The organism is Bradyrhizobium zhanjiangense (assembly GCF_004114935.1).
Taxonomy (GTDB): domain Bacteria; phylum Pseudomonadota; class Alphaproteobacteria; order Rhizobiales; family Xanthobacteraceae; genus Bradyrhizobium; species Bradyrhizobium zhanjiangense.
Genome location: NZ_CP022221.1, coordinates 6,732,945 through 6,745,565 on the forward strand (window position 1 = coordinate 6,732,945; position 12,621 = coordinate 6,745,565).

A 12,621-nucleotide genomic window follows, 5' to 3' on the forward strand; every position below is an offset into this window, starting at 1 on the left:
TAGCATGATGAGGAAAGTGGTTATCGCAGCGGGCGTGCTCGCAGCATCGACGGTCGTCGCTTCGGCCGCGACGCTCGACACGGTGAAGAGCCGCGGCACGCTGGTGTGCGGCGTCAGCGCCGGCTTTGCCGGCTTCTCCGCACCGGACTCGCAAGGCAACTACAAGGGTCTCGACGTCGACTATTGCCGCGCCCTCGCGGCCAGCGTGCTCGGTGATCCCAACAAGGTGCGTTACGTCTCGCTGACCGCGCAGAACCGCTTCACCGCGCTGCAATCGGGCGAGATCGACGTGCTCTACCGCAACTCGACCCAGACATACTTGCGCGGCGTGACGCTGGGCCTGCGGCAAGGTCCGATCAACTTCTACGACGGCCAGGGTTTTGTCGTGAAGAAAGACCTCGGCGTGAAGGAGCTGAAGGACCTCAAGGGCGCCACCGTCTGCGTGGCTCAAGGCACCACGCACGAGGTCACGCTGGGTGATTACGGCCGTGCCAACGGTATCGACTGGAAGCCGCTGGTGTTCGACCGCATCGACACCATGTATCAGACCTTCTTCGGCGGCCGCTGCGATGCCATGACCCAGGATGCCTCCGCGCTGGCTGGTGCCGTGACGACCGCGGCGCCGAACCCGGCCGACTACGTCGTGCTGTCGCAGACCATCAGCAAGGAGCCGCTCGGCCCCTTCACTCGCAACGGCGACGAGATCTGGAGCGACATCATCACCTGGCTGCATTACGGTCTGATCGAGGCCGAAGAACTCGGCGTCACGCAAGCCAATGTCGACGAGATGGCGAAGTCGCAGACGCCTGCGATCCAGCGGCTCCTTGGTGCCTCCGGCGACCTCGGCTCGCGGCTTGGGCTCGACAACAAATGGCTGGTCACGGCGATCAAGGCCACCGGCAATTATGGCGAGATCTATGAGCGCAACGTCGGCAAGGCCAGCACGCTCAAGCTCGATCGCGGCCTCAACGGCCTCTGGAGCAAGGGCGGCTTGATGTACGCGCTGCCGTTCAAGTAGACGGTGCTTCACCTCTCCCCGCCTGCGGGGAGAGGTCGACCGCGCAGCGGCCGGGTGAGGGGGAGCTTCCGCGAGTCCAACTCTCACCGTCCCCGCGGAGACTCCCCCCACCCCACCCTCTCCCCGCAAGCGGGGCGAGGGAGACGAGACATCCCATGCGCATCGCCCTCATCCACGCCCTCAAGCACTCCATCACGCCGATCGAAGCGGCGTTCGCGCAGGCGTGGCCCGAGGCGCGGCTGATGAACCTGCTCGATGACAGCCTGTCGGCGGATCTGGCGCGCGACGGTGCGCTCACCGACACCATGACCGAGCGCTTCCTGGCGCTCGGCGATTACGCCGTCGCGACGGGGGCGGACGGGATCTTGTTCACCTGTTCGGCCTTCGGTCCCTGCATCGATGCGGTCGCGCGGGCGCATGCGCCGATGCCGGTGCTGAAGCCGAACGAGGCGATGATCGAACGCGCCGTGACCATGGGTAAGCGCATCGGGCTGCTCTCGACCTTCCCGCCGACCCTGGTCTCGATGCCGCCGGAATTTCCTGCGTCCGTCCAAATCGTGCCGAAACTTGCCGAGGGCGCGCTGGCCGCTCTCGACCGCGGCGACCGCGCCACGCACGACCGGCTGATTGCGGAGGCCTCGCGCGATTTGCGCGATTGCGATGTTATCGCGTTGGCCCAGTTCAGCATCGCGGCAACGGCGCCGCTGGTTGCGGAAGCCACCGGCTGCCCTGTCGTGACGACGCCGGACAGCGCCGTCGAGAAGCTGATGAGCCTGCTGAAGGCGAAGGCTTAAGCGCCCTTCTTTTTTCGCCGAGCATCCTTGATCGCGACTGCGAGCGCGGCCTTCGTTTCGCTCACGAAATCCTGGACGAGATCCTCGCGCGTGGCATGTGCGGCCTCGCCGGTGAACAGGCCCTGCTCGGCCAGCATCACCACGCCGTGCAGCGCCGCCCAGATCTTGAGGGCCTGCCGTTCGCGCAAATAGCCGACGGCAGGCACCTCCAGGGCCTCGATCACGAGCGCAAACGTCTCGCGCGTGGCCTCATGCAGCTCGCTGCCCTTGGCGGCGCAGGACACGATGCGCGAGGCGAACATCAGGCGATAGATGCCGTTGCGGCGCAATCCGAAGTCGAGCATTGCCTGCGCCAGCCGCGACAGCTTCGACTGCTCTGACGATTTCGCCATCGCCGCCCGAAAGGTTGCACTGAGCTGCCGGAACGCCTCCGCCGTCACCGCCGCAAGCAAGGCTTCGCGGTCGGCAAAATGCCGATATGGCGCCGGCTGCGAGACGCCGAGCTGCTTGGCCAGCGCCTTGATGCTGATCGCCTCGGCGCCGCCGCGTTCCGCTTCGCGCAGCGCGGCCTTGATCAAGGCATCGCGAAGATCGCCATGGTGGTAGGTCTTCTCGGGCTTGCGGGCGAGTTGTGAGCGCATGTCGGGGCGAGCCTATAAGTTTGCGCTTGACAAGGGAAGCCTACCGCGAATGTAATAGGATATAACTTATAGAACGAGATGAGGAAACGCGCCGCCTTCGGGCCTCGCGCGCACACGACCGAGGAAGCCGCAATGACAGAGCGACTGAAGGTTCACGTCGATCCCGACAAATGCCAGGGCCACGCCCGCTGCAAGGCGCTCGCGCCGGAGCTGTTCGAGCTCGACGAATACGGCAACGCCCATGAAGCTGGAGACGGCACCGTCCCGCCGGGACTGGAAGACAAAGCCTGGCTTGCCAAGTCCAATTGTCCGGAGATCGCAATCGATGTGATCGAAGAGTAGCGCGCTTTCCGCGTCGTGCGTGCCTTCAGCGAACACGAGCCCCTGGGGATTCCGAGATGTCCGACGTCAGCCAACCCGCCGCTCATCCGCCCGTGACCGACTGGGTCCATGATTTCGACCACACCGATCCGCAATGGACGGACGACCCCTTCCCGATCTGGGACGAGCTGCGCGCCACAAGCCCGGTCGTGCATACAGAACGCTTCCTCGGCTGCTATCTGCCGACGACCTATGAAGCCGTGCGCGAGATCGCCAACGACACCGAGCATTTCTCCTCCCGCCGCATCATCGTCCGCGACGTGCGCCCGGAGATCGCCAGGAATGCGGCCCCGCCGATCACCTCCGACCCGCCCGTGCACAAGCCAGCCAAGCAATTGCTGCTGCCGCCGTTCACGCCGGACGCGATGAAGAAGCTCGAGCCGAGGGTTCGCGCCATCTGCAACGAGCTGATCGACGACTTCATCGCCGAGAAGAGCGTGGACGCCGCGGCGCGCTACACGAAGCACATTCCGGTGCGCGCGATCGCGCACATGCTCGGCATTCCCGAGAGCGACAGCGATCTTTTCGTCAACTGGATCCACATGATCCTGGAGCTCGGCATCAAGGACGAGACCAAGCTGCTCCAGGGCGTGCAGGAGATGAGCGCCTATTTCAGCGGTCATATCGAGGCACGCAAGACGAAGCCGACCGACGACCTGATCTCCTACCTGATGAACGCCAGGGACAAGGACGGCAATCCGCTCGAGGACTCCCACGTGCTGGGCTCGCTGCGCCTGCTCTTGATCGCCGGCATCGACACCACCTGGAGCGCGATCGGTTCCTCGCTCTGGCATCTTGCGAAAATGCCCGCCGATCGCGAGCGGCTGATCGCTGAGCCCGGGTTGATTCCAACCGCAGTGGAAGAGCTGCTGCGCGCCTATTCCCCGGTGACGATGGCGCGCGAGGTGGTCAAGGACACGACTATTTCGGGCTGCCCGGTGAAGTCGGGCAACATGGTGCTGCTATCCTTCCCCGCCGCGAACCGCGATCCCAAGATGTTTCCGGACGCTGACAAAGTCGTGATCGACCGTCGCGAGAACCGTCACGCCGCTTTCGGCCTCGGCATCCATCGCTGCGTCGGTTCCAACCTTGCGCGCATGGAAATGCAGGTTGCGCTGGAGGAATGGCTGAAGCGGATTCCGGATTTCGCCCTCGACCCGGCAGGCACCGTAACCTGGTCGCAAGGCACGGTGAGAGGTCCCCGCCAGTTGCCATTTCTGCTTGGAAAGGCGATGTAGGCCTCTCCAAACAACGATACGGAGAGGCCGGACGTGACAGAGCAAGCAACGAACCCGGCCTCTGCGTATTTTGACCTCGCCGACGCCGAGCGGCGGATCAAGGCGATCTTCATCGGCTCGATCGGCAATCTCGTCGAGTGGTACGATTTCTACGCCTATACGGCGTTTGCGCTCTACTTCGCTCCCGCGTTCTTCCCTGGTAACGACCCCGTCGTCCAGCAATTGAACGTCGCCGTCGTATTCGCGGCGACCTTCCTGATGCGGCCCCTGGGCGGCTGGTTCTTCGGCTATATCGCCGACCATTTCGGCCGCCGCATCTCGCTGACGCTGTCCGTCGTGTTCATGTGCTTCGGCTCGCTGATCATCGCGCTGACGCCGACCTATGCCACGATCGGCTTTGCGGCACCGGTGATCCTGGCACTCGCCCGCGTGATCGAGGGCTTGAGCCTCGGCGGCGAATATGGCGCCAGTGCCACTTACCTCAGCGAAGTCGCCGATCCCAAGCACCGCGGCTTCTATTCCAGCTTTCAGTACGTGACGCTGATCGGCGGCCAACTCACCGCAATCATCGTGCTGCTGCTCCTGCAAAAAGTCTTCCTCACGCCGGCGGAGCTGAAGGACTGGGGTTGGCGTATCCCCTTCGCAATCGGCGCGGCGCTTGCGATCTTCGCCGCGGTGATGCGGCGTGGCCTGCACGAGACCGAGGCGTTCGAGGAGGCCAAGAAGGTGGTGAAGCCGACCGGATCGATCACCAACCTGCTGCGTTATCCACGCGAGCTCTTGCTGGTGGTCGGCCTCACCGCCGGCGGCACCGCGGCGTTCTATACGTTCACCACCTACATGCAGACCTTCGTCAAGCTCTCGGTCGGTCTGACCGAGGACCAGACCACTTTCGTGATCTTCGGCACGTTGATCTTCGCGACCATCCTCCAGCCGATCTACGGCGCGATCTCCGACAGGATCGGACGCAAGCCGCTGCTGATCTTCTTCGGTATCGCTGGCACGCTCGCGACCGTGCCGCTGCTGATGACGCTGAAGGAGACCAAGTCGCCCTTCGTGGCGTTCATCCTGATCTGTGCCGCCTGGCTGTTCGTCGCCGGCTACACCTCGATCAATGCGGTGGTGAAGGCCGAGCTGTTCCCGACTAATGTCCGTGCGCTCGGCGTCGGTCTGCCCTATGCCATTACGGTCTCGATCTTCGGCGGCACGGCGCCGGCGATCGCGCTCTATTTCAAGAGCATCGGGCACGAGGAGTGGTTCTATTTCTATCTTGCCAGCATCATCTGCCTGTCGCTGATCATCTATGCTACCATGCGCGACACCAAGCACGCCTCCGCAATGCATCGGCACGAGTAGGCCATGGCTGACGACAACGAGCCGCCCGATAGCAAGCTGACGCGCACCAAGGAGAAATGGGCGCGCGAGGGCCGCTTCCTCACGGGCAAGATCACGCGGCCGGAGGACCAAAGGCTGCCGCCCGGCCAGCACCTCACCAAGGATTGGCCGGTGCTCGATCTCGGCGTCGTGCCGCCTGTGTCGCGCGAGCGCTGGCGGCTCGACGTCTATGGCGCGGTCGATGCCCCCGTGTTCTGGACCTTTGCCGAATTCACCGCGCAGAAACAGGCCCGCTTCACCTCCGATATCCACTGCGTGACGACTTGGTCGCGCTACGATAATGAGTGGGAAGGGCTCGCAACGCGCGAGCTGCTCGTGGCCTGCCAGCCGCGCGAGGATGCTCGCTTCGTCGTGCTGCATTCCTATGATGGCTATACCACCAATCTCGCGCTGGAAGACTTCGCCGCCGAGGACGCTTTGCTCGCCCACAGCTGGTCGGGCCAGCCGCTGTTGGCCGAGCATGGCGGCCCGGTGCGGCTGGTCGTGCCGCATCTGTATTTTTGGAAGAGTGCCAAATGGCTCCAGGCCATCGAATTCCTGACTGAGGACGCGCCGGGCTTCTGGGAAGTCCGCGGCTATCACAACCGCGGCGATCCCTGGGCCGAGCAGCGCTATTCAGGCGATTAGGTTCAACAAAGGACGGGGGAAGTCCAATGCCGACGGAACGCTTTCAATTCACGGGTGAAGGCGGCCATCAGCTTTCGGCCGCGCTCGAACTGCCGGACGGTGAGCCCGCGGCTTTCGCGCTGTTCGCGCATTGCTTCACCTGCGGTAAGGATACGCTGGCCGCCAAGCGTATCTCGGTCGCGCTCGCGGCCAAGGGCATTGCAGTGCTGCGGTTCGACTTCACCGGGCTCGGCTCCAGCGAGGGCGATTTCGCCAATTCCACCTTTTCCTCCAATGTGACCGATCTCGTGCGTGCCGCCGATCATCTGCGCGCAACGCGCAAGGCGCCGTCCGTCCTGATCGGCCATAGCCTCGGCGGTGCCGCGATCCTCGCGGCAGCAGGACAGATCCCTGAAGCCAAGGCGGTTGCGACCATCGCGGCGCCGTCCGATCCCGTCCACGTCACCGGGCTATTCAAAGAGCACATCAATAACATCCGCGCGCAGGGCGAAGTGGAAGTCTCGCTGGCGGGCCGCCCGTTTCGGATCAGACGTGAATTCCTCGACGACATCATCGAGCATGAATTGATGAAGGACGTCACCGGCCTGCACAAGGCGCTTCTGGTGATGCACTCCCCGGTCGACGACATCGTCGGCATCGACAATGCGACCAAGATCTTCGTGTCGGCGAAGCACTCCAAGAGCTTCGTCTCGCTCGACCACGCCGACCATCTGCTGACGGCGCCTGCTGACGCTCTCTATGCGGCCGATGTGATCGCGGCCTGGGCCAGCCGCTACATCGACACCGCAAAGCCCGCGAAGGCGATGGATCTCCCCGAGACGCCGCGCCAGGTCGTGGTGCAGGAGACCCGCAAGAGCAAGTTCAACCAGATCATCTCGGTCGGTCCGCACCGTCTGGTGGCGGACGAGCCTGTGGCTGCTGGCGGCGAGGACGCTGATCCCGGGCCCTATGATTTCCTGCTCGCAGGCCTCGGCGCCTGCACCTCCATGACCATGCGCCTCTATGCCGACCGCAAATCGTTGCCGCTCGACCGCGTCACCGTCACGCTGAAGCATTCCAAGATCTACGCCAAGGACTGTGCGGAGTGCGAGACGCGCGAGGGCATGCTCGATCAGATCGAGCGCGACATTGCGATGGAGGGCGCGCTCGATGCCGAGCAGCGCAAGAAATTGATGGAGATTGCCGACAAGTGCCCGGTGCACCGGACCCTGACCTCCGAGATCCGCATCGTGACGAAAGCCGTGAAGTAATTCAAGCGGCCGGCGAACCTGCCCCGGTTGCCGCCTCGAAGGGTTGAACGCGCAACGCACCGCGCAGGCCTGCCGTCGTGCCGAGCAGGATGCCGGTGACCGCGACGAATGAGCCCAGCGCCAGCGTCGACATGCCGGTGAGTCCCTGCCCGATCGAGCAGCCGAACGCCATCACGCCGCCGATTCCCATCAGCGCGGCGCCGCCGGCCGAACGCAGCATGTGTCGGGGCGAGGAATAGCCTTCGAGATGGAAACGACCTGTGGCGAGCGCGGTGACCAGGCTCCCCGCAAAAACGCCAGCAACCGTCGCGATGCCGAAATTGAGTGTCAGGCCAGTCGAGAGCATGGCGTATTGCAGGCTATCGGCGATCGGCGCGATGAAGGTGAGCGAAGTCACCGGCACCGGATTGAAATCGTCGGCGCCGAGAGAGCCGGTGACAAACCAGCCGGCGGCGACGAGCAGGCCGACGACGACGCCCGCGGCGATCTGGCCCGGCGAGCGACGAAATGCCGGATGCGCGAATGCAAACAGGATCAGCCCGACGACAAGCGCGGCAGCGGCCAGCGCGCGCGAAAGAGCTTCAGCCGGGCCAAGCGTTGCCAGCAGCGCCGGCAGCGAATTGGCGTTGACGGTGGTTTGCGAAGCCTGAACCAGCGCGATACGCGCCGGTGCAATCAGGCCCTTGAGCGTCATCTGCGCGGCGATGGCAAGCACGATCACGACGACGAAGGAACGCAGATTGCCGCGGCCGAGCAGCACCAACGCCCGCGAGCCACAGCCATTCGACAGCACCATGCCATAGCCGAACAGCAGGCCGCCGAGGAATAGCGCTGGCACCGAAAACGTCTGTTGCAGATAGATCGACTTGCCGAGATCGACCGTGCCGCTGCCCGCCAGCAATTGGCTGGCGGCAATCGCAACGGCAACCGCCAGCGCATAGGTGCGCACCAGCCGCCCGTCGCCCTTAGCCAGAAAACCACGCATGCTGCTCATCAGGCAGAAGCCGCTGAGCAGGCCGACGGCGCCGTAGATCAGGCCAATGACGAGGCCGGCGAGGATGACGAGTTGCGTGGATTCCATCGGTTGTTCTCAGAACTCTCGCCAATCTCCGTCATTGCGAGCCAGCGAAGCAATCTAGTCTGTCTCCGCGGGTGCATTTCCGGCTTGCTTCGCTGCGCTCGCAATGACGGTGTGTGTGTTACGGCTTCAGGATCACTCGGTCGCGCGACGACCCAGCGACAGCGACATAAGCATCTCTGGCGCGCTCCAGCGGATAGACCGCGCTCGCCTTGATCGGGAACGGTTTCAGATGCCCGCTTGCGAAGCCCGGGCCGAGATCACGAAGCACCGCACCGGTCGCAACCGACGAAAGGCCGAGCGTGTCGATACCGACGTAGGTGTGCTGGCCACGGTAAAACTCGAGAATGTTGAACTGCACGATGCGGTCGATCGCGGCGATCAGGATCTGGCGGCCGCGCAGGGCAAGTGACTTGTGCGCCGCCTGGAAATAGGGATCGCCGACCGTGTTGAAGACGATGTCCGCGCCTTTGCCGCCGGTCAAATCGCGCACGCGCGTGGCGACATCGGTCGTGGAAGCATCGATCACCTCGAGCGACGCGTTGGTGTGGCCTTCATAGGCCTCCGCTTTGCGCACCACGCCGATCACGCGCGCGCCCTGCCAAGTCGCGATCTGCACGGCGGCCTGGCCGACCTTGCCGTTGACGCCGAAGACCAGAACGGTGTCGCCGGGCTTTGGAATGCCGGCGCGACGAAAGCCTTCCATGGCCGTGACGAAGGGCACGCCGATGCCGGCAGCTTCCTCCCAGGGCACCGTCTTCGGCTTCTCCACCACGGCATCGGCTTCGACCACGAGATGGGTTGCATGAGTGCCGTCGCGGCGGATGCCGAGATCGCCGGAGGAGCCGAACACCTCGCGCCCGATCGTCCCGGCCGGCCCGTCGATCACCACGCCGGCGTAGTCACGGCCGGGCGTACGCGGGAAGACGGCATAAGGCATCAACCCCGTTGCAGCCTTGACGTCGGATGGATTGACGGCAGCGGCCCTCACCTCGATCAGGAGATCGTTCGGACCGCGCGTGAGCGTCTGAGGCTCGATCACCGGCGCAAGTGCCGCGGCGTTCTCGGCCTTGGCATTGAGGCGGACGCAGCGCGCTTCGACGGTTTTGGTATCGGCTGGCGACATCGAAAGACCCGTGATTTCTTGCGGGCCTTGTCGCCTTTGGGGCCGGTCAAGTCAATCCGTCAAGTCAGTCCTTGGGCCGCTTGTCGTAGAGCCGCTTGGCCTTGCCGAGCGAGCGCTCCAGCGTGGCCGGCGCGACCACCTGAACCTTGGAGCTGATCCCGATTGTGTTCTTGATGTGGGTCGATACCCTGTCGGCGTGATCGACGAGACCGCGACCGTCCCAGCTTTCGGGACGCGCTTCGGCGATGATCGTCAGCTCGTCCATGCGGCCTTCGCGGGTGAGTTCCAGGATGAAGTGGCCGCCGCACCAATCGGTCGCGAGCAACACCTCCTCGATCTGGGTCGGGAACAGATTGACCCCGCGCAGGATGATCATGTCATCCGAGCGCCCTGTCACCTTCTCCATGCGCCGCATGCCCGGCCGCGCCGTGCCCGGCAACAGCCGCGTCAGGTCGCGGGTGCGATAGCGGATCACCGGAAACGCCTCTTTGGTCAGCGAGGTGAAGACCAATTCGCCCTTCTCGCCGTCCGGCAGCACCGCACCCGTTTCAGGGTCGATCACTTCGGGGTAGAAATGGTCCTCCCAAATATGGAGCCCGTCCTTGGTCTCGATGCATTCCTGCGCCACGCCGGGGCCGATCACCTCGGAGAGACCATAGATGTCGGTCGCATCCATGTCGAAGGCGTCCTCGATCTCGCCGCGCATGGCATTGGTCCAGGGCTCAGCGCCGAAGATGCCGACCTTGAGCGAGCATTGGCGCGGATCGAGCTTCTGACGCTTGAACTCGTCGAGGATCGCCAGCATGTAGCTCGGCGTCACCGTGATGATGTCGGGCCGGAAATCGTTGATGAGCTGTACCTGCCGTTCGGTCATGCCGCCGGAGATCGGCACCACGGTGCAACCGAGCTTCTCGGCGCCGTAATGCACGCCGAGGCCACCGGTGAAGAGACCATATCCATAAGCATTGTGGATGATCATGCCGGTGCGGCCGCCGGCGGCGCGGATCGAGCGCGCCATCACGTTGGACCACGTGTCGATGTCGGCCTGCGTATAGCCCACGACGATCGGCTTACCCGTCGTGCCGGAGGAGGCATGCACGCGCACCAGTTTTTCACGCGGCACGGCGAACATGTTGAAAGGATAATTGTCGCGGAGATCCGTCTTCACGGTAAACGGGAATTTTGCGAGATCCGCGAGCTCGCGAAAATCAGACGGATGCACGCCGGCCTTGTCGAAGGCCTTGCAGTAATGCGCGACGTTGTCATAGGCGTGCTTCAGCGACCAAGCCAGCCGCCGCTTTTGCAGCGCCATGATCTCGTCGCGCGAGGCGCGCTCCTGCGCGTCCATCTCGGCGCTATAGGTGTTGCCACCTTCCTTGCGTCTCGTCAGAGCCATCCTCGTTTCCCCACATTGTCGTTTGTTCTTTTCTTTGGTCTCTTATTGATCCTGCGCCGGCAGCCACGTGCCGGGAATGACACGCGAATGCCCGCGGAATTCCGCGATGACGATGTCGCCTACAGTGACACGCACGTCGTAGATTCCGGAGCGGCCGCCACGGGTGATCTCTCTTGCCATCGCAATCAGGCGATCGCCAAGCTTGCCCGGCCTGATGAAAGTGATCTGCCCCTGCGCCGCGACGACGCGCTCATTGTGCGAGTTGCAGGCAAATGCGAAAGCGGAATCGGCGAGCGTGAAGATGAAGCCGCCATGGGCGATACGCTGGCCATTGACCATGTCCGGCCGCACCAACATCGCCAGCGTCGCAAAGCCCGGGCCGATCTCGACGATCTCCATGCCGAGTCCCTTGGAGGCATCGTCCTCCGCCCACATTGCATCGGCGCAGGCCCGCGCGATATCCTCGGGCGACAAGGTGGCTTTGACGTTCACGCGTTTCTCCCGGGCAAGTGTCTATCCATCATGCTCTGCTGCTTGGCCAAAACTGTCAAACGTGGTCGTAATCGACCACGACCCGCTCCGACGACGGCTTTGCCTGACAGGTCAGGATAAAGCCGGCCTTCAGCTCCCAGGGTTCCAGCGAGTAGTTGATGTCCATCGGCGCCTCGCCCTCGACCAGCTTGGCGCGGCAGGTCGAGCACATGCCGCCCTTGCAGGCGAAGGGCAGATCGACGCCGGCGCGCAGCGCGGCATCGAGGATCGCCTCGTCCTCGGCAACAGGCACGTCGCGGCGCTTGCCGTCAATGATGAGGGATGCGACCGCCTTCGGCGGCGCGTCGGGCGCAACGGCTTTCTTCGGCCGCGGCTTGCCGCCGAATTCGGAGACGAAGCGCTCGACATGGATCCCCTCTTCCGCAATCCCGAGGTCGCGGCAGGTCGCCTCGACGTCCTCGCTCATGCCTGATGGACCGCAGATGAAGACATGATCGACGCTTTCCGCCGGCACCAGTGAACGCAAGAGCACCCTCACCTTGTCGCCGTCGAGCCGGCCATGCAGGATCGGAATATCCTGTTCCTCGCCGGAGATGACGTGGAAGATCGAAAGGCGGTCGATGAAGCGGTCCTTCAGCTCCTCCAGCTCTTCGAGAAACATGATGTTGTCGGTAGCGCGGTTGCCGTAGAACAGAAAGAAGCGGCTGTCGGGCTCGCGCACGAGCGTGCCCTTCACAATCGAGAGAATGGGCGTGATGCCGGAGCCCGCGGCAAAGCCGACATGAATGCGCCCGGCCTCCGCCGGTGGGACCAGGCCGAAGCGCCCCGTCGGTGTCATCACATCGAGCTCGTCACCGCATTTCAGCTCGTCCGCCGCCCAGTTCGAAAACGCGCCGCCGTCGACCTTCTTCACGGCGATGCGGATCTCGCCGTCGTCGGGTCCGGAACAGATGGAATAGGAACGGCGCACTTCTTCGCCATCGAGTGTCGTGCGGAGTGTCAGGTACTGGCCGGGCGTGAAGGCATAATCACTGGCGAGTTCGCCGGGAATGGCGAAGGTCATCGAGATAGCGTCCGAGGCCTCACGGCGGAGGTCGTTGACGGCCAAGCGATGGAAGCGCGGTGCGGCTGCTGACATCAGAGATACCCTACACTAGTCTCACCGCCGTCATTGCGAGCGCAGCG

13 protein-coding genes are annotated in these 12,621 nt (G+C 63.9%); 7 read left to right on the forward strand and 6 right to left on the reverse strand.

The features are described from left to right. Positions 1-4 precede the first annotated feature (4 nt). The gene (locus XH85_RS32275; protein ID WP_128935084.1) at positions 5-1,018 is read left to right on the forward strand and encodes an amino acid ABC transporter substrate-binding protein; all 1,014 of its coding nucleotides are present in this window, start codon (positions 5-7) and stop codon (positions 1,016-1,018) included. A gap of 155 nt (positions 1,019-1,173) precedes the next feature. After that, positions 1,174-1,812, forward strand: coding sequence for an aspartate/glutamate racemase family protein (locus XH85_RS32280; protein WP_128935085.1), 639 nt, complete (start codon positions 1,174-1,176; stop codon positions 1,810-1,812). Here the strand turns inward: XH85_RS32280 and XH85_RS32285 are convergent. Then, positions 1,809-2,453, reverse strand: a complete 645-nt coding sequence (locus XH85_RS32285; protein ID WP_128935086.1) for a TetR/AcrR family transcriptional regulator — start codon at positions 2,451-2,453, stop codon at positions 1,809-1,811. The genes XH85_RS32280 and XH85_RS32285 overlap by 4 nt on opposite strands. 132 nt (positions 2,454-2,585) lie before the next feature. Between XH85_RS32285 and XH85_RS32290 the strand changes: the two genes are divergently transcribed. From XH85_RS32290 to XH85_RS32310, 5 genes are read left to right on the forward strand one after another with little or no spacing between them, the layout of a single operon-like run. Beyond that, positions 2,586-2,795: a ferredoxin gene (locus tag XH85_RS32290; RefSeq protein ID WP_060911080.1), complete on the forward strand. Its 210-nt coding sequence runs from the start codon at positions 2,586-2,588 to the stop codon at positions 2,793-2,795. 56 nt (positions 2,796-2,851) lie between these two features. Then, positions 2,852-4,072: a cytochrome P450 gene (locus tag XH85_RS32295; protein ID WP_128935087.1), complete on the forward strand. Its 1,221-nt coding sequence runs from the start codon at positions 2,852-2,854 to the stop codon at positions 4,070-4,072. 33 nt (positions 4,073-4,105) lie between these two features. After that, the gene (locus XH85_RS32300; RefSeq protein ID WP_128935088.1) at positions 4,106-5,428 is read left to right on the forward strand and encodes an MFS transporter; all 1,323 of its coding nucleotides are present in this window, start codon (positions 4,106-4,108) and stop codon (positions 5,426-5,428) included. Positions 5,429-5,431: 3 nt separating this feature from the next. Continuing rightward, complete coding sequence (locus XH85_RS32305; RefSeq protein ID WP_128935089.1) at positions 5,432-6,094, forward strand: sulfite oxidase-like oxidoreductase; 663 nt, start codon at positions 5,432-5,434, stop codon at positions 6,092-6,094. A gap of 26 nt (positions 6,095-6,120) precedes the next feature. Next, positions 6,121-7,344, forward strand: a complete 1,224-nt coding sequence (locus tag XH85_RS32310) for a bifunctional alpha/beta hydrolase/OsmC family protein (RefSeq protein WP_128935090.1) — start codon at positions 6,121-6,123, stop codon at positions 7,342-7,344. A gap of 1 nt (position 7,345) precedes the next feature. On the opposite strand, the gene XH85_RS32315 is transcribed toward XH85_RS32310, so the two are convergent. From XH85_RS32315 to paaE, 5 genes are all read right to left on the reverse strand, one after another. After that, positions 7,346-8,425 (reverse strand): YeeE/YedE family protein, encoded by a 1,080-nt coding sequence (locus XH85_RS32315; RefSeq protein ID WP_128935091.1) that lies wholly within the window; start codon positions 8,423-8,425, stop codon positions 7,346-7,348. Between the two features lie 118 nt (positions 8,426-8,543). Continuing rightward, entirely contained in the window at positions 8,544-9,548 is a 1,005-nt protein-coding gene (locus XH85_RS32320; protein WP_128935092.1) for a quinone oxidoreductase family protein, read from the reverse strand. A 64-nt stretch (positions 9,549-9,612) separates the two neighbouring features. Then, positions 9,613-10,944 carry a phenylacetate--CoA ligase PaaK gene (gene paaK / locus XH85_RS32325; RefSeq protein WP_128935093.1) on the reverse strand — a complete coding sequence of 444 codons (1,332 nt, stop codon included), beginning with the start codon at positions 10,942-10,944 and terminating at the stop codon, positions 9,613-9,615. Positions 10,945-10,986: 42 nt separating this feature from the next. Beyond that, positions 10,987-11,436, reverse strand: a complete 450-nt coding sequence (gene paaI, locus XH85_RS32330; RefSeq protein ID WP_128935094.1) for a hydroxyphenylacetyl-CoA thioesterase PaaI — start codon at positions 11,434-11,436, stop codon at positions 10,987-10,989. 55 nt (positions 11,437-11,491) lie between these two features. After that, positions 11,492-12,574 (reverse strand): 1,2-phenylacetyl-CoA epoxidase subunit PaaE, encoded by a 1,083-nt coding sequence (gene paaE, locus XH85_RS32335; RefSeq protein ID WP_128935095.1) that lies wholly within the window; start codon positions 12,572-12,574, stop codon positions 11,492-11,494. Positions 12,575-12,621: the final 47 nt, after the last annotated feature.

Coding starts and splice junctions, on each gene's coding strand:
- XH85_RS32275 (WP_128935084.1), top strand. CDS start 5: ATGATGAGGAAAGTGGTTATCGCAGCGGGCGTGCTCGCAGCATCGACG.
- XH85_RS32280 (WP_128935085.1), top strand. CDS start 1,174: ATGCGCATCGCCCTCATCCACGCCCTCAAGCACTCCATCACGCCGATC.
- XH85_RS32285 (WP_128935086.1), bottom strand. CDS start 2,453: ATGCGCTCACAACTCGCCCGCAAGCCCGAGAAGACCTACCACCATGGC.
- XH85_RS32290 (WP_060911080.1), top strand. CDS start 2,586: ATGACAGAGCGACTGAAGGTTCACGTCGATCCCGACAAATGCCAGGGC.
- XH85_RS32295 (WP_128935087.1), top strand. CDS start 2,852: ATGTCCGACGTCAGCCAACCCGCCGCTCATCCGCCCGTGACCGACTGG.
- XH85_RS32305 (WP_128935089.1), top strand. CDS start 5,432: ATGGCTGACGACAACGAGCCGCCCGATAGCAAGCTGACGCGCACCAAG.
- XH85_RS32310 (WP_128935090.1), top strand. CDS start 6,121: ATGCCGACGGAACGCTTTCAATTCACGGGTGAAGGCGGCCATCAGCTT.
- XH85_RS32315 (WP_128935091.1), bottom strand. CDS start 8,425: ATGGAATCCACGCAACTCGTCATCCTCGCCGGCCTCGTCATTGGCCTG.
- XH85_RS32320 (WP_128935092.1), bottom strand. CDS start 9,548: ATGTCGCCAGCCGATACCAAAACCGTCGAAGCGCGCTGCGTCCGCCTC.
- paaK (WP_128935093.1), bottom strand. CDS start 10,944: ATGGCTCTGACGAGACGCAAGGAAGGTGGCAACACCTATAGCGCCGAG.
- paaE (WP_128935095.1), bottom strand. CDS start 12,574: ATGTCAGCAGCCGCACCGCGCTTCCATCGCTTGGCCGTCAACGACCTC.